Source organism: Kitasatospora xanthocidica (assembly GCF_014656195.1).
In the GTDB taxonomy this organism is placed as follows: Bacteria; Actinomycetota; Actinomycetes; order Streptomycetales; family Streptomycetaceae; genus Kitasatospora; species Kitasatospora xanthocidica.
This window is the reverse complement of record NZ_BNBY01000003.1, coordinates 302,013-321,406: the sequence shown is the minus strand read 5'-3', so window position 1 is coordinate 321,406 and position 19,394 is coordinate 302,013. Positions and strand designations below refer to the sequence as shown.

Sequence of the window (19,394 nt, the reverse complement as noted above, 5' to 3'; positions counted from 1 at the left end):
ACCGTGACGACGAACGGGGGACGGGGAGCGACGCTGCGGGCAGACGCCGCGCGGAACCGGGCCCAGGTGCTGCGCGTCGCCCGGGAGCAACTGGCCGCGGGGGACGAGTCACTGCAGCTCAACGTCATCGCCCGGCTGGCCGGGGTCGGTGTGGGAACCGTCTACCGGCACTTCCCCAACCCGCAGGCGCTGCGCGAGGCGCTCCTGGTGGAGCGGTGCCGGGAACTGGTCGACGAGGCCCGCGCCGCCGCTGACCTGGAGGACTCTTCCGAGGGCCTCCGCCGGCTGCTGCGCTTCACGCTCGTCAAGGCGTTGGACGACGACGGTCTGGGCGCCGTGCTCGAGTCCGCCAGCGACGCCGAGGCGCAGACCTCGGCCCTGAAGGCCGAACTGGACGAGGCCGTCGCGAGCCTGCTCGACCGGGCTCGGCTGAACGGCGCGGTCCGCGGTGACATCGGGCCCGGCGATGTGCGCCGACTGCTCTGCGGGATCGAACACGCACTGCGAAGCGGGGACCACGGTCCCGCGCGGGTCGAGATCTACCTCGGTGTCCTCCTCGAGGGGTTGCGTCCTCCGCGCTGACGCGGCTCGGAGATCGGAGGCCGGGCGCGCGGCGTCCGGATCCCACGTAATTCGAACATCTGCACCTGGGGGCGCGACACGGGGCTAACCGGATAGCTATCCGATCGTGCTAGCGTGTCGACTCCAAACGGATAGCTATCCGTTTGCTCTGCTCGGCCGAGAAGGGGCGAAGCTGATGGAACGCCAGGCAGTGGTGACCGCCGGGACCGGCGGTATCGGACTGGAGACGGCGCTGGGCCTCGCGGAGCGGGGGTACACCGTCACCGTGACCGGCCGCGACGCGGAACGCGGCGCCCGTGCCATGGAGCGGATCGCGGCCGTGGCCACCGGGGGCCGGCCCCGGTTCCTCGCGGCCGACCTGTCGTCACTCGGCGAAGTACGAGGCCTCGCCCTCGACCTGGCCGCCCTGGGCACGCTGACCGTCCTGGTCAACAACGTCGGGGCGATGTTCGCCGAGCGGCAGCAGACCGTGGACGGAATCGAGGCGTCCTTCGCCGTCAACCACCTCTCGCCGTACCTGCTCACCGAACTGCTCCTGGACCAGCTCCGGGCCGGCGGACCGAGCCGGATCGTGAACGTGAGCTCCGCCGCGGTCAAGGCTGCCAAGCGCACCTTCGACGCCGTCGAGCCGCCGGGCGGCTACTACGGCTTCCACTGGTACGGCCGGGCCAAGCTGGCCAATCTCGCCTACACCCTGGACCTGGCCGAGCGCCTGCGCGGCACCGACGTCACCGTCTTCGCGGCCGACCCCGGCGGTGCCGCCACCCGCATGACCGACGGCACCCTGACCTCGCCGCGCATCGTCTCCCCGGGCCTGCGCCTGCTGTGGCCGCTGGTCCGTCGGCGCTTCGAGCGCTCGACCGCCAGCCCCGCCGCCACGGCCGCCCGCTCCTCGGTGTTCGCCGCCACCGACCCGTCGCTGGACGGACGGACCGGCCTGCTCATCGGCCCGCAGGCCCAGCCCGCCCCCGTCCCCCCGGCGAGCGCCGACCCCAGGATCGCCGCCGACGTCATCCGGCTCAGCAGGGAGCACACCCGCCGATGGGCGCTCGCGTGACCCGTACTCCGTGCCGCCGGCGCCGGTGTCCCTCCTCCGTCCGGTCCGTCCGGTCCGTTCAGGACCTCGGCGGGTGCGGGGCGCGTTCAGCCGGAGGCCCGGACGACCAGGCGGGTGGGGAGCACCAGGGATTCGCCGGGGGTCGGGTTGCGCAGCAGCAACTCCATGGCGCGGGAGCCGAGTTCCTCCACCGGTTGGCGGACGGTGGTCAGCCCCGGCCGGCACCGGGCCGCGACCGGTGCGTCGTCGAAGCCGATCAGCGCCACGTCCTCGGGCACCCGCAGGCCGTGCCGCCGCAGGGTCCGGAGTGCTCCGGCGGCCATCTGGTCGGAGGCGGCGAACACCGCGTCCAGCTCGGGGTGCTGGTCCAGCAGCCACCGCATCGCGTGTTCACCGGAGACGCTGCTGAAGTCGCCGTACGCCACCGCGGGCCGGACCGCGGCGATCGGGGCGACCGCCTGGTGGTACCCGGCCAGCCGGTCCGCGCCGGCGGCGGTGTCCGGCGGCCCGGCGATGGTGGCCACCGAGCGGCGCCCGGAGGCGCAGAGCCGGTGCACCGCGTCCCTGGCGCCGGCGAGGTTGTCGGCGTCCACGAACGCCACTGTGTCCGGTTCCGGCGGCCGGCCCAGCGACACCACGGGTACCCTGGCCGCGTGCAGCAGCCGGGTGAGCGCGGTGTCCCCCCAGGGGCCGACGAGCAGCACGCCGTCGACGTGACCGCCGCACAGGTAGCGCACCAGCGGCGGCCGCCGGGAGCGTCTGGGGACGGTGAAGACGGCCAACTCCCGTTCGGCGCCGGGCGGGGAGCGCCGCAGTCCGGAGAGCAGCCGGACCGGGAAGGTGTCCGCGTGGTACTGCAGCGGATCGGCGAAGACGACGACGGCCACCACGCCGGTTCCCCGGGCACTGGGCGCCCGGCGGCGGACGTACGCCAACTCGTGCGCCGCCCGTTCGACGCGGGCCGCCGCGTCGGTGGAGACCGGGGCGGAACGGTTCAGCACTCGGGAGGCGGTCGCGGTGGAGACGCCGGCGCGACGGGCGACCTCGGCGAGCGTCGGAGCGGGATCGTTGCTGCGCATGGGCTGGGGCATGGGGGCCGTCCTGAATCGGTCCTCGCTACGGGAGTTGCACCCTCGGCCCGCCACCCCTGCCGGGTCACCACCCCTGCCGGGTCACCACCCGGGCCGGTCCGCCACCCGTGCCGGGCCACCACCCCTGCCAGCGTGATCGGTTGAGCGATCAGCGTCAAGGGATCCGACAGCCCCACCGCGCGCGGCGATCCCGTGCGCGTCGAGCCGGGGCCCGGGATCGCCGCGTCAGCTGTGGGAGCGCTCCCAGGGGGCGCTCCCGGAGGCGCTGTAACTTACACGCCACCGCGCCGAGCCGGCCGCCGCCCCCGGATCCGGCTCCGGGCTGGTCGCGGCCGTGGTCCCGACCCGGCGGGCCCGCCGGTCGACACCGCCGAGCCACGCGGGCGCTTCCCAAGCCGGGCGCGCCGCCCCACGATCGCACGCAACACCTCCGTCCGCCGCGCATCCCCCCACCCGCGTGGCGGTACCCCACCCATCTGGAGGACGCGCATGCGACGCAAGGCCCTGCGTGCCAGGGGAAACCGGCTCACCGTCACCGCGACGGCCACCGCTCTCGCCCTGGTCGCCGCGGCGGGCGGCACCCTCACGGTGCCCTCCGCGGCGGCGGCCACCGGCCTGTCCTGCGGCGTGAGTTACGCCGTCGGCAATGACTGGGGCAGCGGCTTCACCGCCAACGTCACCATCACGGACACCGGTACCGCCGCCATCAACGGCTGGACCCTCGGCTACACCTTCTCCGGCAACCAGACCCTCCAGAACGGCTGGAACGGCATCTGGAGCCAGACCGGACAGGCCGTCACCGCCACCAACCCGAGCTACGCCCCGACCATCAGCCCCGGCGCCGCCTACACCACCAGCGCCAACTTCTCCTACAGCGGCGCCAACACCGCCCCCACCGCCTTCACCGTCAACGGCACGCCCTGCCGCGGTGCCAACCAGCCCCCCACCGTCGCGCTCACCTCGCCGGCCGCCGGGCAGACCTTCACCCCGGGCTCCACCGTGACGGTTTCCGCCGACGCGGCCGACGCCGACGGGACCGTCGCGAAGGTCGACTTCTACGCCTCGACCTCGGCCGGTACCAACACCCTGATCGGCAGCGACACCACCGCGCCGTACACCGTCAACTGGGCGAGCGTGGCGGCGGGCGACTACTCGGTCACCGCCGTCGCCACCGACAACGCCGGTGCCACCACGACCTCCAGCCCGGTCGCGATCAAGGTGGCCGGGCCGAGCGTCCTGGTCAGCCCGGCCTCGCTCGCCGTCCAGCAGGGGAGTACGGGCACCTTCACCGTCGCGCTCTCCCAGGCGCCGGCCGCCAACACCACGGTGACGGTGGTCCGTTCGGGCAGCGACCCGGACCTGAGCGTCACCTCCGGCGCCACCCTCAGCTTCACCCCGGTCAACTGGAACGTCCCGCAGACCGTCACCATCGCGGCCGGTACCGACGCCGGCCAGGTCGGCGGCACCGCCACTTTCACGGCCTCCGCGACCGGCTTCGGCTCCGCCGCCGTCACGGTGACCGAGGCGGCGAAGACCTCGGGCTACGACCAGTACTTCCTGGACCTCTACAGCAAGATGAAGAACCCGGCGAACGGGTACTTCAGTCCCCAGGGCATCCCGTACCACTCGGTGGAGACCCTGATCGTGGAGGCTCCCGACTACGGCCACGAGACCACCTCCGAGACCTACAGCTACTGGCTGTGGCTGGAGGCCGACTACGGGCGGATCACCGGCGACTGGAATCCCTTCAACAACGCCTGGACCAGCCTGGAGACCAACCTGATCCCCAGCCACACCCAGCAGCCCGGCCAGAGCACCTACAACCCGGCCAAGCCCGCCACCTACGGCCCCGAGAAGGCCCAACCCGACCAGTACCCGATCAAGTTGAACAGCAGCGCGCCGGTCGGCACCGACCCGCTCTCCGGCGAGCTGAAGAGCACCTACGGCAGCCCGGACGTGTACGCCCCGGCCTGGCTGCTGGACACCGACAACAAGTACGGCTTCGGGCAGTGCGAGGACGGCACCAGCAAGCCCAGCCTGATCAACACCTTCCAGCGCGGCCCGGAGGAGTCGGTCTGGGAGACCGTGCCGCAGCCCGACTGCGACGTGTTCAAGTACGGCAACAGCAACTCCGGCTTCCTCAGCCTGTACAACGACGGCGGCGGGAACTACAGCAAGCAGTACAAGTTCACCGACGCGCCCGACGCCGACGCCCGACTGGTCCAGGCCGCCTACTGGGCGGAGCAGTTCGCCAAGTCGCAGGGCAAGAGCGCGGCCATCACCGGGACCCTCGCCAAGGCCGCCAAACTCGGCGACTACCTGCGCTACTCGCTCTACGACAAGTACTTCAAGAAGGCCGGCAACTGCCTCGGCGCCACCACCTGCCCGGGCGGCACCTCCAAGGCGGACGAGCAACTCGGCCTGCTCACCTGGTACTTCGCCTGGGGCGGGTCGACCGAGGGCACCTGGTCCTGGCGGATCTCCGGTTCCGCCGCCCACCAGGGCTACCAGAACCCGATGGCCGCCTGGGTGCTCGCCAACGACCCCGGCCTGAAACCGCTCTCGCCGAGCGGTGCCACCGACTGGGCGGGCAGCCTGGACAAGCAGCTCCAGTTCTTCCAGTGGCTGCAGTCCAGCGAGGGCGGCATCGCCGGCGGCGCCACCAACAGCTGGGGCGGCAACTACGGCGACGACGCGGCCCCGCCGGCCGGCGACCCGACCTTCTACGGCCTGTACTACGACTGGCAGCCCGAGTACCACGACCCGGCCTCCAACCAGTGGTTCGGGTTCCAGACCTGGTCGATGGAGCGGTTCGCCGAGTACTACTACGCCACCGGCGACACCCGGGCCAAGGCCATCCTCGACAAGTGGGTCCCGTGGGCCATGTCGGTGTCCAAGGCCGACCCCGCCACCGGCACCCTGACCACGCCCGACAAGCTCACCTGGACCGGTGCGCCCGACACCTGGAGCGCCACCAGCCCCGGCGGCAACACGGGTCTGCACGTCACCGCGAGCGGTACCGCCACCGACGTCGGGGTGGCCGGCTCGCTCGCCAAGACCGTCGCGTACTACGCGGCCAAGTCCGGCAACAGCGGCGCCCAGAAGTTCGCCCAGAACATCCTGGACACCCTGCACGCCAAGTACACCGACGGCCTGGGCTACTCGGCCGCCGAGACCCGCACCGACTACAGCCGCTTCACCCAGGCGTACTCGCCCGCCACCCACACGGGCCTGTACGTCCCCTCCGGCTGGAGCGGCACCTACCCGGACGGCACCAAGGTCAGCTCGGCCAGCAACACCTTCCTGTCCATCCGCCCCTGGTACACCAATGACCCGCAGTGGTCCAAGGTGCAGAGCTACCTCGACGGGGGCGCCTCGCCGAGCTTCAACTACCACCGGTTCTGGGCCGAGGCGGACATCGCCACCGCCTTCGACACCTTCGCCCAGCTGTTCCCGACGGTGAACCCGGGCAGCTGAACGGCCCGTCACCCGACCCGGCCCCGGCTCCGCGCACCCGTGCGGAGCCGGGGCCGAACCAGGAGCGGGGTCCGTACCGACCGCTGCACGTCTCTTGAAGTACGGCCGACGTATGTGTCAGTCTCATTTCGCCGCACCGGGTGTCTTTCGGCGGCGAGGCAGTGCGTACCGGCGATGCCTCTCCCTTCATTGTTAGCGCTAACAATGAAGGAGTTGCTGCTTTTCTCCCCCGAGAGAAGCGCGGCCCGGCAAACGGGACGTCATCGCGTCGCCGGTGAACCGAACCACTCTGCGTCAGATGTGTCGTACTCATTGCGGGCTTTGGTGACGGCGAACCCTGCCATCGGCCGGCAGCCGCCGCCCCGTGCTCGCGTCCCCACTCGAAGGAGGCTCCGATGCACCACCGCACGTCCTCCGTCTCCACCAGCTCACGCCCGGTCAGTACGCCCGCCGTGTTGTTACTGGTCCTCGTGCTGGCGATGGCCGTCCTCGGCGGCCGGGCCGCCGCGAGCGGTCCCGCCTCGGGGGTGACCTCCGCCGCGGCCGCCCCCGCGGCGGAAGCGTCGCTGCCCTGTGACCTCTACGCGGCCGGCGGCACGCCCTGCATCGCGGCCCACGCGACCACCCGGGCGCTGTTCGCGGGCTACAACGGCCCGCTGTACCAGGTCCAACGCGGATCCGACCACGCCTACCGCGACGTCGGCCTGCTCTCCGTCGGCGGTTACGCCGACGCGTCGGCCCAGACGTCCTTCTGCGCCGGAACCTCGTGCACCATCACCAAGATCTACGACCAGAGCACCCATCACAACGACCTGGGCATCTCGTGGGGCGGCTACTGGAAGGGGCCGGGCCCCAACGGCGCCGACATCGGCGCGGACGCCTCGGCGCTGCCCGTCATGGCGGGCGGACACCCGGTCTTCGGCGTCAAGGTCACGCAGGGCGTGGGCTACCGCATCGACCACGCCGACGGAGCTCCCACCGGCTCCCAGCCCGAGGGCATCTACATGGTGACCTCGTCCGAGTTCACCAACCAGTGGTGCTGCTTCGACTACGGCAGCGGCGAGAACAGCCACACCGACACCGGCAACGCCACCATGAACGCCATCTACTGGGGCAACGCCTGCTGGTTCGGCGGCTGCACCGGCTCAGGCCCCTGGGTCGAGGCCGACCTGGAGAACGGGATGTTCCACACCAACACCGGCTCCAACAAGGACCCGAACAACCAGGGCGTCCACTTCCCCTTCGTCACCGCCCTGGAGAAGAACAACGGGACCAGCAACTTCACCCTGAAGTACGGAAACGCCGCGAGCGGCGGGCTGACCACCACCTACTCCGGCGCACTGCCCAACGGCTACTCGCCGATGAAGACCGACAGCTCCCTGCTGCTCGGGACCGGCGGCGACAACAGCGTCTCCGGCCAGGGCGAGTTCTTCGAGGGCGCCATCACCGCGGGCTTCCCCACGGACGCCACCGAGAACTCGGTGCAGGCGGGCGTCACTGCCGCCGGCTACGGCAAGACCGGTGGCGCCGCGGCCGCCCCGCTGCGCAGCACCAGCGCCAACCGCTGCCTGGACGTCCCGAACAGCAACCAGGCCAACGGCACCCAGACGCAGCTGTGGGACTGCCACACCGGCGGCAACCAGCAGTGGACCCAGACCGGCGCCAAGGAGCTGCGGGTCCTCGGCGGCAAGTGCCTGGACGCCGAGGCCAAGGGCACGGCGAACGGCACCCGGGCGATCATCTGGGACTGCAACGGGCAGACCAACCAGCAGTGGAACGTCAACGCCGACGGCACCGTCACCAGCGTCCAGTCCGGCCTGTGCCTGGACGTCAGCGCCTTCGGAACCGCCAACGGGACCCTGGTCCAGTTGTGGCAGTGCACCGGTGCCGGCAACCAGAAGTGGGCCCGCAGTTGAGCCGGGACGCGACCGGCGTTCCGGCCCGCCCTCGTCCCGGCGCGGGACGACCGCCGGGGCGTAGGACGACGACCGTCCGGGCGCCGGCACGAGGCCCGGCGTAGGACAACCGTCCCGGCGCAGGCACCCGGCCCGGCCTAGGAGGACCGGCCCGGTACAGGACGACCACCCCGGCCGGTCACGGCCCGACCGGGCGCCTGCCCGCGAACACCACCCCGTCCCCAGCCGGCACCGGCCGGGGACGGCTCCATGAGGGCGGTGTCCCAGCCGCCCCGCACCGCCCACCACCGTGCGAGGAGAGAGCGAACCCATGAAACCCACCCACCTGAAACCCACCCACCGCAGAATCCCGGTCTTCGGCCTCACGAGAGGGGCCCTCGCCGCGGCCCTGGCCGTCGGCGCCGCCGTCATCGCGCCCGCCACGGTCTCCCAGGCGGCGACGATGACCACCCTGTACGTCTCGCCGAGCGGCAGCGGAACCGCGTGCTCCTCCTCGGCCCCGTGCTCCCTGACCCAGGCGAAGACCTCCGTGGAGGCCGTCAACGGGAGCATGACCGGCGACATCGTGGTGCAGCTCGCGGGGGGAACCTACCGGCTGACCGCACCGCTCACGCTCGGCAGCGCCGACTCGGGCAACAACGGCCACCGGGTGCTCTGGCAGGCCGCCCCGGGCGCGAGCCCGGTGCTGTCGGGCGGGCAGCAGGTGACGGGCTGGACCCTGAAGGACTCCGCGAACAACATCTACGCGGCGCCGGTCCCGACCGGTGCCGACTCGCGGCAGCTGTTCGTCGACGGGATGCTGGCGCCGCGGGCGGCGATCCCGATCTCGCGCAACGACGTGAACATCACCGCCGGCGGGATGACCATCGTCAACCCGGCGCTGAACTATCTCGCCACGCTGCCGCAGCAGAACCGGATCGAGCTGGAGAGCCAGAACTCCTTCACCGACCGCTACGCCCCGGTGCAGTCCATCAGCGGGACCACCGTCACCATGCAGCAGCCGGCCTGGAACAACAACAACTGGGGCTACGACACCCTGTTCAAGCCCTTCGCCGGCGGGTCGCTGCAGCTGCAGAACTCCTACGCGTTCCTGAAGTCCACCGGACAGTGGTACCTGGACCCGCAGGCGGGCCAGCTGTACTACAAGGCCCCGGCGGGCTGGCAGGCCACGGCCCACGACATCGAACTGCCCCGGTTGACCTCCCTGGTGCAGATCGGCGGCAGCTACACCAACCCCGCGCACGACATCACCTTCCAGGGCATCGCCTTCAACCACACCACCTGGCTGCAGCCCAGCACCAACGTCGGCTACGCCGACCAGCAGAGCGGGGCGTTCCTGGGGGGCACCTTCACCCAGCCCTCGGACTTCATGACCTCCTGCCAGTCGGGGTGCCAGCTCTTCGAGGCCGCCCGCAACAGCTGGAACCAGGTGCCGGCGGCCGTGCAGGTCTCGGCGGCCTCCGCCATCACCTTCTCCGGGAACTCCTTCTCCCACCTGGGCCAGGTGGGCCTCGGCATCGGCAACGACAGCAACGCCCATGGCTCCGGCGTCGGGCTGGGAGCCTCGGGCATCACGGTCTCGGGCAACACGTTCACCGACGACTCCGGGGCCGGCATCGTGGTCGGCGGTGTGCAGTCCGACGCCCACCACCCGTCCAACGCCGCGATGACGAACCAGGACATCACCATCCAGGACAACCGGATCAGTGATGTCGCCAAGGACTACAAGGACATGGCCGGGATCCTCTCGACCTACGTCACCCACGCCGTCATCACCCACAACGAGGTCTCGGACCTCGCCTACGACGGCATCGACGTCGGCTGGGGCTGGGGCGCCAACGACATCGGCGGCAGCCAGGACTACCGCAACCGCGGCCTCTACAACTACCAGCCCGTGTACACCACGGCGACGACCCTGAAGAACACCGTCATCAGCTACAACAAGGTGCACGGCACCAAGAAGGTGTTCCACGACGGCGGCAGCATCTACACCCTGTCCGCCAACCCGGGCACGAGCATCGACCACAACTACGTCTACGACAACCGGAACACCGTCGGCCTCTACCTCGACGAGGGCTCCCGCTCCGAGAGCCTGAGCAGCAACGTGGTCCAGGACTCGGGCGTGTGGGCCTTCACCAACGCGAGCGGCAGCAACAACACCAACGACAGCACCTTCTCCGGCAACTGGTACAACGGCGGCGCCACCCAAGTCGCCACCGGCGCCCCGCACAACAACGTCCTCACCGGGAACGTCCAGGTCAGCGGTACCAACTGGCCGTCCGGGGCGCAGCAGGTGATCGCCCAGGCGGGCGTGTCGGGCGGCCCCGGCACCGGCACCACCGGAGCCATGCACGCCGTGGGCGCGGGCAAGTGCCTGGACGTACCGAACGCGTCGACCACCCTCGGCACCCAGACCCAGATCTGGGACTGCAGCGGTGCGGCCAACCAGACCTTCACCCGCACCCCGAGCGGTGAGTTGACGGTCTACGGCGGCATGAGCCGACTCTGCCTGGACGCCTACGGAAAGGGCACGAGCAACGGCACCCAGGTCGCCGTCTGGACGTGCAACGGCCAGAGCAACCAGCAGTGGACCTTCAACTCCGACGGCACCGTCACCGGAGTCCAGTCCGGACTCTGCCTGGACGTGACCGGCGTCTCCACGAGCAACGGCGCCCTCGTCCAACTCTGGTCCTGCAACGGGCAGTCCAACCAGAAGTGGAACCTCTCCTGAGGGTGTGCCCGTACTCCTGACGGTGTCCTCGTACTCCTGACGGTGCCCTCGGCGGATGTGCTCCGGGGCCGGTCCCGCAACCGCGGGACCGGCCCCGGAGCCGTGTTCAACTACGCAGGCTCCACTGCTGGTTGCCCGCGCCCGAGCAGGCCCAGAGCTGGGCCTTCGTCCCGTTCGCCGTACCCGTGCCGGCGGCGTCCAGGCAGAGGCCCGACTGCACTCCGGTGATGGTGCCGTCGGAGTTGACGTTCCACTGCTGGTTGGTCTGCCCGTTGCAGTCCCAGATCACCGCCGCGGTGCCGTTGGCGGTTCCCTTGCCCGAGGCGTCCAGGCACTTGTTGCCGTAGACCATGAGCTGCTTGCCCGTCGTGTAGGTCCACCGCTGGTTGGTTCCGCCGTGGCAGTCCCACAGTTGGGCCTGGGTGCCGTTGGTCGTGGCGGAGTTGCCGATGTCCACGCAGCGACCCGAGGCCTGGCCCACGAGTTGCTGGTTGCCGCTGCCGGGCGGGGGAGTGCTGGAGCCGAACTGGCTGAAGAACTTCCACACCTCACCGGACGTCCAGGTGCGCCAGCCGTCGCAGGTGCACCCGTCGATCGGGCCGGGGTCGTGGCCCGCTCCGTCGAACGCGGCCCAGACGACCGGATACCCGGACTTGCACCCGGAGTATGTGGTGACGACGTGAGTCAGGCTGCCGGACGCCGGCTCGGGCGGGTTCTGCGCGGTGCAGCCGTTGTTCCGGACGAACTGGTCACGCAGGTCCCGTCCCGAGGAGATGGGCAGGACGTTGTCCCGCAGGCCGTGGAGCCCCATGTACGCGATCGGCTGCGTGCCGCCGGCGCAGCCGCTGAGGTTCGCTCCGGAGTACACCGCGACCGCGCGGAAGACCGTCGGCCGGGCGCAGGCCAGCGCGTAGCTCATCGCGCCGCCGTAGCTGAAGCCGGTGGAGAAGAGCTGCGTCGAGTCGACGCACAGACCGGCTTCGAGCTGCCTGACCATGTCGTCGACGAAGGTGAGGTCCTGGCCGTTGGAGTTGGCCCAGCCGTTGTCGAAGCCCTGCGGTGCGACGAAGATGGTGCCGTTGTTGTCGGCGTCCGCCAGTCGCCTGAGCCCGTAGTAGGACCAGTTGTACCCGTCGGTGCCGCCGGAGTCGACGTCACTGGCGGTGCCGCCCCGCCAGTGGAACCCGAAGACCAGCCGGTAGGGGTGGTTCTGGTCGTAGTTGGCGGGGACCCGCAGGATGTAGCCGCGGTTCTGGCCGCTGCTGGTGATCGTGTGGGAGCCGCTCGCCAGCGACGGTGCCTTGCCGCAGCCACCGGTGCCCGCGGCGGCGTTGGTCGGAGCGGCCTTGACCGGAGCGGCGGCCCCGGCCGGAGCGGCGGTCGCGCTGAAGCCGCCGGCCAGCGCCATGCTGATCGCGGCCACGATGACGACCATCGAGGACAGCAGGGGGGTGAATAAGGATCTGCGTTTCATGAGCTCTTCCTTCGCTGTGGGTGGACAGGAGGTCAGGGCGCCGGCCGGCGGATGTTCCGCCGTCCGGTTGAAACGGTGCGATCGAGCGGGGCGGGCCCTCGGCGATGCGCGCGGGTGGGGCGTCGCCTGAGACGCGCGGGTGGGGGTCCGCCGAATGTGAGCGCTAACAAATTGCGGATGGTTCGTCCCTCCACCATGCGGCGGGACGATTGGAGGCGACGGCGGCAGCGTGCATCACTTCGCACGCGCCGTCAACCTTTCTCACAAGCACCCCGGCGTCCGCACGGCGAGCGGCGAGCGAGGCGCTGACGCCGGGTCGAACGTCCCGGCCCTCACCGCCGGTCGTCTCCGCGTGGTTCGTCGCCCGCCGTCCTGACCCGCTTGCGGAAGGTCCCCGGCGGCGATCCGAAGTGTCGTTTGAAAGCCTTGGCGAAGGCGAACTCCGAGGTGTACCCCGTGTGCTGCGCGATGGTGCTCAGCGGCGCCGCCGAGTGGTGCAGCAACCGCGCCGCGGTGGCCATCCGCCAGTTGGTCAGGTAGGTCAACGGCGGCTCGCCGACCACCGAGGCGAAGCGGCGGGCGAACGCCGCGCGGGACAGCCCGGCGCGGGTGCCCAGCGACTCCACGGTCCAGGGGCGGCCGGGATCGTCGTGGATCGCCTTCAGGGCCGGGGCGACTGCGGGGTCGGTCAGCGCGGCCGTCCAACCCCGGGTCCGCCCCGTCGGCAGTTCGGCGTACCAGGACCGGAGGATGTACAGCAGCAGCAGATCGATGAGCGCCGTGACGACCGCGTCCGAGCCCGGCTGCGGCGCGTGGAACTCGGCGCACAGCTGATCGACCGCCGAGCGCAGCACCGGGTGGCGGCCGGGAACCGCGGGGAGGTGGATGACCTCCGGCAGATCGCTGAACAGCGGATGCGGGCGATCGACGTCGATCGCGTACGCGCCGCACACCAGCACCGTGCGCGGCCCCGGCCCGGCCACAGTGACCTGGCCGATCGGCGAGGAACGGTCCACGCGCTCCGGTACGAAGTCCACCGGATCGCGGCCCGGCACGTCGGACAGGGTGTGCCCGCTGCCGCGCCGCAGGAACACGATGTCGCCGGGGCCGAGCGCGAGCGGTTGGCCGTGCGGTGGCAGCAGGTGGCAGTGCCCTTCCACGACCACATGGAACCCGGCTCCCGAGATCGGTTGGAACTTCAGGGCCCACGGGGCGTGCGCGTCGGTGCGCGTCACCATCGGGCGCCCCGTGCGCAGGACTTCGAGGGTGTCGCTCAGGATGTCCATGGCGCCACTCTAGTGCCCGCACGGCGAGACGATATGACAGGGAATTGAGATCTTCAGTCATTCATCGTCTCGATCAGGAGGCGTACGTTCGTGCCATGGCGGTGCCGAGCCCCGGCACCGCGTCGACGAAGGAACGGATCCCATGTCTCTGGCCGGCAAGAAGATCGTGATCATCGGTGGAACCTCCGGCATCGGCTTCGCGGTGGCCCGACAGGCCGCGGCGGCCGGCGCGCACGTCGTGGTCGCCTCCAGCAACCAGGACCGCGTGGACGCCGCGACGAAGCGGTTGGGCGAACCGGCCGAAGGCCGCCGCCTGGACGTCGCCGACGGGGAGGCCATTGCCGCGTTCTTTGAGCAGGTCGGGGAGTTCGACCACCTCGTCTACACCGCGGGCGAATCCCTGCTGATCAAGCCGCTGGTCGACACCACCCCGCAGGAGGCCAGGGCCGTCTTCGAGCGCCGGTTCTGGGGCGCGTTCCTCTCCGCCAAGTACGCCGCACCGCGACTGCGCGACGGCGGCTCGATCACTTTCAGCTCCGGCGTCCTCGCGATCCGCCCCCTGTCCGGGACCGCGCTCACGGCAGGTATCACCGGCGGCATCGAGGCCCTGGCCCGGGCACTCGCCGTCGAACTCGCCCCTCTGCGCGTCAACGTGATCCAGCCCGGCGTGATCCGTACCGAGCTGTGGGACGGCAGCGTCCCGGACCCGGAGGCCTTCCTCCGGGGCGCCGGAGCCGAGCTGCTCACGCGGCGTGTCGGTACTGCCGAGGAAGCCGCGGCGGCCTATCTCTTCGTCCTGGCCAACGCCTACGTCACCGGCACCACGCTCGCGATAGACGGCGGCGCGGCACTGGTGTGACCTGGGGCCCGGGGCGCCTGCTCATCCTCCGTGCGGGGGCTGACGGTCGGTCAGCCCGCCGAGTCGACCTCGGCCCAGTAGGCCTCCAGCCGGTCGGTGACGGCGGCCGGCCGGCTGAGCGGGGCCAGGTGCCCGCCGGGGATCTCCTGTGGGGTGATGCCGAGGCGCTCGCGGGCGATCCGGCGCTGGAAGTCGGCGGGGAAGAGGCGGTCGTCCCGGGTGATCAGCACCCGGGTGGGGACCTCGGGCCAGGCCGGCAGGTTCCAGGGGGTGGCGAACACCGCGTCGGACTCGGGCCGGTCGTGCGCCCGCGCCCCGGCGAGCAGGTCCTCCGGCAGGTCGTGCAGGAAGTACGTCTCCAGGTCGAACGGGGCGTCGGCCGGCCGGCCCTCCCGGACGTCGTTGGCGCGCATGGCCGCGCCCTGGCCGGTGTTCTCCCACCACGCGCCCGCCGTCTCGCCCGGCGCGGGGATCATCGGGTTGAAGAGCACCAGCAGCGAGGCCGGGAGCCGGGCGCAGGCCAGCGAGGCGGTGAACGCTCCCAGGGAGAAGCCGACCAGCACCAGACCGGTGCGGTCGCCGGCCGCCTGCGCGACCGCTTCGGTGTATTCGGGGAGCCCCGCCGAACCGTCGTCACCGGGCAGGTCGACCGCGATCACCTCGCGCCCCCGGGCGCGCAGCTCGTCCACGACGCGGTGCCAGTACCAGGCCTCGCCGCCGGCGCCGGGTACCAGGACGTAGGTCGGTTCGGTCATGGCCGGCTCCCGGGGTCTCGGGTGGGGACGGGCGTCTGGTTGAAGGCGTAGTAGACGGCCAGGGCGCCGTGGACGGCGAGGGCGAGCGCCGCGGAGACGAAGGCCAGGCCGACGGTGGCGGGGTAGATGACCAGGCCGAGGCTGAAGCGGGCACGGGTGGCGCGGGCGGCCCGGACGTCGACGCGTTCGTCGAAGCAGTGGCCGGTCCGGGTCACGTGGTACCAGAACAGGGTGAAGGTGACGGCATGGGCCACCATCACCGCCCCGTACACGGCGGCGGCGACGTTCGAGGCGTCGGGGACGCGCAGGTTGTCGGCGACCAGCGCGGTGGGGAAGGGGAGCGCGGCGACCACCAGGAGGAGCAGCAGGTTGAGGAAGACCAGGGTGCGGTCGACGCGGGCGATGTAGGTGAACACGGTGTGGTGGTTGACCCACATCACGCCGATCACCAGGAAGCTGACCACGTAGGCGCAGTACGAGGGCCACTGCGCGCCGAGGGCGTGCCACAGTTCGCTCCCGCTGTGGGCCTCCGGCACCTTGATCTCGAGGATCAGCAGGGTGATCGCGATGGCGAACACGCCGTCGCTGAAGGCCTCCACCCGTCCCGAGTCGGTCGTCCCGGCCGTAGCCCGATCCGTCGCCACCCGGTGAGGATGGCAGAACTCGGGCTACGGACCGAGGAGCGACGCTCCGTCAGCGGACGCGTCGGGCGTCGGGCGTCGGGCGTCGTGCGTCGGTTCAGGCCTTCCCCGCGTCCTTGATCTTCTCCATGGCCTGCTTCACGTCGCTCTTCGCCTGCTGGGCGCGGCCCTTCGCCTCGATCGTCCGGTCCCCCGTGGCCCGCCCGGCGGCCTCCTTGACCTTTCCCGTGGCCTTCTCGGCGGCGTTGCGCAGCTTGTTCTCGGTACCCATGGCACGGACTCCTCTCGTGACGGGGGCGGTCCCGTCCGCCCCGGGCGGCGTCTGCCCAGGAAGCGTCACTTCATGCCCGGCTGCCGGCGGCGGCCGGTCGGAGTGCCCGTCGTGGCGGCGCACGTGCTGGACCGGGAGGACCAGCCAGCAGGAGAGGAACCAGAGCATGACGGCACCGGCGATCCAGCCCGCGGCCGCCGAACCGGTCGCCACCCGCAGCAGGAGCAGCAGCGCGGAGCCGATCGTCAGGGCCAGCAGGACCAGGCCGGTGGCGACCAGCCGTGCGGCGGCGTCGACCAGCTGGGGCTTGAGGTGGCGGCCGGCGAAGATCCGGTGATAGGCCACCGGGGCGGTGAGCGCGCCGGTGGCGAGCGCGCCGAGGACCACCGTGGCGACGTACAGGCCCCGGTCGAAGCCGCCGAGCTGGGCGAAGCGGGGCATGAAGACCACGCTCAGCAGGAAGCCGAAGAGCACCTGGGCGCCGGTCTGGGCGACCCGCACCTCCTGGAGCAGGTCGACCCAGCACCGGTCCGCCCGCTCCTCGGGGGACTCCCTGCGGCCGGTCCGGAGCCTGCCGGGGCCGCCGCGTCCGGTCTCGGGCGTGGTCATGGTGATCGCCTCCTGCCCCCTCAGGCGTGTAGCCGCCGTGCAGCCGGGCAAACGCGGGGCGTGGACGGCGTGGACGAGGAGCAGTTGCTGAGCCCGGCCCTGCCAGGGGCCGCGTTCCGCTCGGCGGTGCGCGTCCGGGCGACCAGGTGGGGCGCGCGGCATGATGGTCGGGACGCCACGACGCCGCCACGACCGGACCGGGAGCACGCCATGGCACGGCCAGCGGACGAGCCCAGCTCGGGGGAGCGGGAACGGGCGGGCCTGCGCGTCACCGGGGCCGACCGGGTGCCGCGCATCCACCCCGATCTCGGCGCCGCCGATTTCGGCGCCGCGCGGGAGGCGGGCCCGGTATGAAGCGTCCCGAGGAAGGCCCCGTGCAGGAAGGCCCCGTGCCGGGCGACGCCGACCGGACCAGGCGGCTCGTGCTGGCGGGCAGCGAGGGCGCGGTGCAGCGCTCCCGGGACTTCAGCCGCCGGGCCCTGGCGTCCTGGGACTGGCTCCCGGCCTTCACCGGCGAGCGGTCGGCCGTGACGGACGACGTCCTGCTGATGGTCTCGGAGCTGGTCACCAACGCGTGCATGCACGCCCCCGGCGGCCCGCGGGAGCTGCGGCTGAGCTGGAACGGCGTGCGGCTGCGGGTGGAGGTCACGGACGCGAGCCCGGTCCCGCCGCGGTTGCGCCCGTTCACCGACCCCGGGCGGCCGGGCGGCCACGGCCTGCGGGTCGTGGACCGGCTCGCCCGGGCCTGGGGCTCGCTGCCCGAGGGCGAGGGGAAGCTGGTCTGGCTGGAGGTCCCCTCCCCGTTGGAGCCGCTGGAGCCGCTGGAGCGAGCCGTCCGTCCGGACTGAGTTGTGCCCCGGGACTCGGACCTCGCGCTCTCCACGCCTGTGCCCGGAGAAAGGTCGGTAGACCGCCCGAAACATGAATCAAATGTCGTGTTTCGGGTAAAAACCCCCTGAAGCGGCCACGGCACACAGCCGGCCGCATCCGCACCCTCGCCGGGTGTCACCGGGGCCGCCGCCCGACGAAGCCGGGCACGGTCCTTCGGAAAGCCCCGAAGCCAGGAGAAGCCACCCGTGTGCACCACACTGGAAACCGTTCGCCCGGCCGAGCGGGCGGCCGCCCCACCGTCCGGTCTCCCGCCCGACCTGCCGCCGCGCCCGACCGACGCGCAGCTGCGCGCGATGGGCAAGTCCGAGGCGCGTGAACTCAGCGACGCGCTGTTCGAGCGCCTGGCCGGGCTCGCCCGCGAGAGCCACGCCTACAGCTACGTGCGCGGCACCGTCATCGAGCTCAACATGCCGCTGGTGCGCTTCATCGCCGCCCGCTTCCGCCACCGCGCCGAGGACATGGACGACATCCTCCAGGTCGGCACGATCGGCCTGATCAAGGCCGTCGACGGCTACGACCCGCGGCGCGGCGTCGAGTTCATCACCTACGCCATCCCCACCATCGCCGGCGAGATCAAGCGGTTCTTCCGCGACACCTCCTGGCCGGTACGGGTCCCGCGCAGCATGCAGGAGCTGTACCTGACCGTGGCCCGCGGCTCGGACCGGCTGGAGCAGGAGCTCGGCCGCCTCCCGCACCCCGACGAGATCGCCGAGGCCCTCGACCTCACCGAGGACCAGGTCGTCGAGGGCCTGATCGCCGGCCGTGTCTACCGCCCCGACTCCCTGGACGCGCTGCGCGACCAGGACAGCGACGAGAGCGGCAGCGCGATCCTCGACCGACTGGGCTCCTGCGACCCCGGCATCGACCTCGCCGACTTCCGCACCGCCGTCCGGCCGCTGCTCGCCCATCTGCCGCGCCGCGAGCAGACCGTGCTCAAGCTCCGCTTCTGGGACGGGTGGACCCAGTCCCAGATCGCCGAACGCATCGGCGTCTCCCAGATGCACGTCTCCCGGCTGCTCACCGCCACGCTCACCCGGCTGCGCGAGCAGTTGGAGGACCGCGACGCCCCCGGCTGGGCGGACGAGGCCGAGGGGTCGGACGAGGCCGAGCGAACGGGCGAGGCTGAGGGAACGGACGAGGCCGAGGGAACGGGCGACGGCGGGACACCCGCGTGAATTTCCGGCCCACCGGACGTTTCCGGCCCGCCGCAGTGGATAGCCGTGCCGGGGACGAAAGGAGCGCGCGACCATGACCCACCAGCCGCCGAAGACCCGGCACCAGGAGGGCTTCACCGTCCAGGCCGAGCCGTGGGCGGAAGGCACCGTGCTCGCCCCGTACGGGGAGCTCGACCTGGACACGGTCGCCGGGTTCGAAGCGGCCCTCGGCCGGGCGCTCGCCGGGCCGGCGACGGTGGTGGTGATCGACTGCGCCGGGCTGGAGTTCTGCGACTCCACCGGACTCAACGCCCTGCTCCGCGCCCGGGACCGCGCGGCGGTCGAGGGCAGTCGCATCGAACTCGCCCGTCCGCAGCCCCTGGTGCTGCGGATGCTCGAACTGACCGGCGTGACGGACGCGTTTCCGATCCGCGACACCGTGCCGGGCTGACACCCGTCCTGCCTGCCGCCCTCTGCCGCCCTCTGCCGCCGTCTGCCACCCGCTGCGATCCGGTGGCACAGTGGAACAGGGCGGCGGCCCGCCGCCGCCCTCGGGGTCGGGGCGCCCGGTCGGGGCACCCCGGCCGTGTGATCGATTCG

Annotated in this window: 16 protein-coding genes; 10 read left to right on the top strand and 6 right to left on the bottom strand. The window is 71.7% G+C overall.

Annotated elements, in window-relative coordinates:
- The first annotated feature begins 3 nt into the window (after window positions 1-3).
- On the top strand, window positions 4-582 hold the full coding sequence (locus IE332_RS07565) for a TetR/AcrR family transcriptional regulator (protein ID WP_229928404.1): 579 nt from the start codon (window positions 4-6) through the stop codon (window positions 580-582).
- 175 nt (window positions 583-757) lie between these two features.
- Entirely contained in the window at window positions 758-1,639 is an 882-nt protein-coding gene (locus tag IE332_RS07560) for an SDR family NAD(P)-dependent oxidoreductase (protein ID WP_189914357.1), read from the top strand.
- An 86-nt stretch (window positions 1,640-1,725) separates the two neighbouring features.
- On the opposite strand, the gene IE332_RS07555 is transcribed toward IE332_RS07560, so the two are convergent.
- Window positions 1,726-2,730 (bottom strand): LacI family DNA-binding transcriptional regulator, encoded by a 1,005-nt coding sequence (locus tag IE332_RS07555; protein WP_229928403.1) that lies wholly within the window; start codon window positions 2,728-2,730, stop codon window positions 1,726-1,728.
- Window positions 2,731-3,219: 489 nt separating this feature from the next.
- Between IE332_RS07555 and IE332_RS07550 the strand changes: the two genes are divergently transcribed.
- From IE332_RS07550 to IE332_RS07540, 3 genes are all read left to right on the top strand, one after another.
- Entirely contained in the window at window positions 3,220-6,207 is a 2,988-nt protein-coding gene (locus IE332_RS07550) for a glycoside hydrolase family 48 protein (protein ID WP_189914356.1), read from the top strand.
- Between the two features lie 395 nt (window positions 6,208-6,602).
- Window positions 6,603-8,123, top strand: coding sequence for an arabinofuranosidase catalytic domain-containing protein (locus tag IE332_RS07545; RefSeq protein WP_229928402.1), 1,521 nt, complete (start codon window positions 6,603-6,605; stop codon window positions 8,121-8,123).
- A 310-nt stretch (window positions 8,124-8,433) separates the two neighbouring features.
- Window positions 8,434-10,854: a ricin-type beta-trefoil lectin domain protein gene (locus IE332_RS07540; protein WP_229928401.1), complete on the top strand. Its 2,421-nt coding sequence runs from the start codon at window positions 8,434-8,436 to the stop codon at window positions 10,852-10,854.
- Between the two features lie 106 nt (window positions 10,855-10,960).
- On the opposite strand, the gene IE332_RS07535 is transcribed toward IE332_RS07540, so the two are convergent.
- Both IE332_RS07535 and IE332_RS07530 read right to left on the bottom strand, forming a co-directional pair.
- Window positions 10,961-12,328 carry a ricin-type beta-trefoil lectin domain protein gene (locus tag IE332_RS07535; RefSeq protein ID WP_229928400.1) on the bottom strand — a complete coding sequence of 456 codons (1,368 nt, stop codon included), beginning with the start codon at window positions 12,326-12,328 and terminating at the stop codon, window positions 10,961-10,963.
- A 332-nt stretch (window positions 12,329-12,660) separates the two neighbouring features.
- Window positions 12,661-13,614: an AraC family transcriptional regulator gene (locus IE332_RS07530; RefSeq protein WP_189914355.1), complete on the bottom strand. Its 954-nt coding sequence runs from the start codon at window positions 13,612-13,614 to the stop codon at window positions 12,661-12,663.
- Between the two features lie 142 nt (window positions 13,615-13,756).
- Here IE332_RS07530 and IE332_RS07525 point away from each other — a divergent pair, with 142 nt between their 5' ends.
- Window positions 13,757-14,473, top strand: a complete 717-nt coding sequence (locus tag IE332_RS07525) for an SDR family oxidoreductase (protein ID WP_189914354.1) — start codon at window positions 13,757-13,759, stop codon at window positions 14,471-14,473.
- A 50-nt stretch (window positions 14,474-14,523) separates the two neighbouring features.
- Here the strand turns inward: IE332_RS07525 and IE332_RS07520 are convergent, their stop codons facing one another.
- The 3 genes from IE332_RS07520 to IE332_RS42180 all read right to left on the bottom strand — a co-directional run bounded on the left by IE332_RS07520 (window position 14,524) and on the right by IE332_RS42180 (window position 16,749).
- The gene (locus IE332_RS07520; RefSeq protein ID WP_189914353.1) at window positions 14,524-15,228 is read right to left on the bottom strand and encodes an alpha/beta fold hydrolase; all 705 of its coding nucleotides are present in this window, start codon (window positions 15,226-15,228) and stop codon (window positions 14,524-14,526) included.
- Window positions 15,225-15,872 carry a TMEM175 family protein gene (locus tag IE332_RS07515; RefSeq protein ID WP_229928399.1) on the bottom strand — a complete coding sequence of 216 codons (648 nt, stop codon included), beginning with the start codon at window positions 15,870-15,872 and terminating at the stop codon, window positions 15,225-15,227. The genes IE332_RS07520 and IE332_RS07515 overlap by 4 nt, the downstream gene beginning before the upstream one ends.
- Before the next feature lie 94 nt (window positions 15,873-15,966).
- Window positions 15,967-16,749, bottom strand: a complete 783-nt coding sequence (locus IE332_RS42180; RefSeq protein WP_189914352.1) for a DUF6328 family protein — start codon at window positions 16,747-16,749, stop codon at window positions 15,967-15,969.
- A gap of 210 nt (window positions 16,750-16,959) precedes the next feature.
- On the opposite strand from IE332_RS42180, the gene IE332_RS07505 reads away from it, so the two are divergent.
- The 4 genes from IE332_RS07505 to IE332_RS07490 all read left to right on the top strand — a co-directional run bounded on the left by IE332_RS07505 (window position 16,960) and on the right by IE332_RS07490 (window position 19,245).
- Window positions 16,960-17,103 (top strand): hypothetical protein, encoded by a 144-nt coding sequence (locus tag IE332_RS07505; protein ID WP_189914351.1) that lies wholly within the window; start codon window positions 16,960-16,962, stop codon window positions 17,101-17,103.
- Window positions 17,104-17,123: 20 nt separating this feature from the next.
- The gene (locus IE332_RS07500) at window positions 17,124-17,597 is read left to right on the top strand and encodes an ATP-binding protein (protein ID WP_229928398.1); all 474 of its coding nucleotides are present in this window, start codon (window positions 17,124-17,126) and stop codon (window positions 17,595-17,597) included.
- Window positions 17,598-17,825: 228 nt separating this feature from the next.
- Window positions 17,826-18,815, top strand: a complete 990-nt coding sequence (locus IE332_RS07495; RefSeq protein ID WP_229928397.1) for a SigB/SigF/SigG family RNA polymerase sigma factor — start codon at window positions 17,826-17,828, stop codon at window positions 18,813-18,815.
- Between the two features lie 73 nt (window positions 18,816-18,888).
- Complete coding sequence (locus tag IE332_RS07490) at window positions 18,889-19,245, top strand: STAS domain-containing protein (protein WP_189914349.1); 357 nt, start codon at window positions 18,889-18,891, stop codon at window positions 19,243-19,245.
- The last annotated feature ends 149 nt before the right edge of the window (window positions 19,246-19,394 follow it).

What these genes read in the sequence shown, in the direction of transcription:
- IE332_RS07525 (WP_189914354.1), top strand. Translation starts at nt 13,757, where the DNA reads ATGTCTCTGGCCGGCAAGAAGATCGTGATCATCGGTGGAACCTCCGGC.
- IE332_RS07520 (WP_189914353.1), bottom strand. Translation starts at nt 15,228, where the DNA reads ATGACCGAACCGACCTACGTCCTGGTACCCGGCGCCGGCGGCGAGGCC.
- IE332_RS42180 (WP_189914352.1), bottom strand. Translation starts at nt 16,749, where the DNA reads ATGACCACGCCCGAGACCGGACGCGGCGGCCCCGGCAGGCTCCGGACC.
- IE332_RS07555 (WP_229928403.1), bottom strand. Translation starts at nt 2,730, where the DNA reads ATGCCCCAGCCCATGCGCAGCAACGATCCCGCTCCGACGCTCGCCGAG.
- IE332_RS07535 (WP_229928400.1), bottom strand. Translation starts at nt 12,328, where the DNA reads ATGAAACGCAGATCCTTATTCACCCCCCTGCTGTCCTCGATGGTCGTC.
- IE332_RS07550 (WP_189914356.1), top strand. Translation starts at nt 3,220, where the DNA reads ATGCGACGCAAGGCCCTGCGTGCCAGGGGAAACCGGCTCACCGTCACC.
- IE332_RS07505 (WP_189914351.1), top strand. Translation starts at nt 16,960, where the DNA reads ATGGCACGGCCAGCGGACGAGCCCAGCTCGGGGGAGCGGGAACGGGCG.
- IE332_RS07530 (WP_189914355.1), bottom strand. Translation starts at nt 13,614, where the DNA reads ATGGACATCCTGAGCGACACCCTCGAAGTCCTGCGCACGGGGCGCCCG.
- IE332_RS07545 (WP_229928402.1), top strand. Translation starts at nt 6,603, where the DNA reads ATGCACCACCGCACGTCCTCCGTCTCCACCAGCTCACGCCCGGTCAGT.
- IE332_RS07560 (WP_189914357.1), top strand. Translation starts at nt 758, where the DNA reads ATGGAACGCCAGGCAGTGGTGACCGCCGGGACCGGCGGTATCGGACTG.
- IE332_RS07540 (WP_229928401.1), top strand. Translation starts at nt 8,434, where the DNA reads ATGAAACCCACCCACCTGAAACCCACCCACCGCAGAATCCCGGTCTTC.
- IE332_RS07490 (WP_189914349.1), top strand. Translation starts at nt 18,889, where the DNA reads ATGACCCACCAGCCGCCGAAGACCCGGCACCAGGAGGGCTTCACCGTC.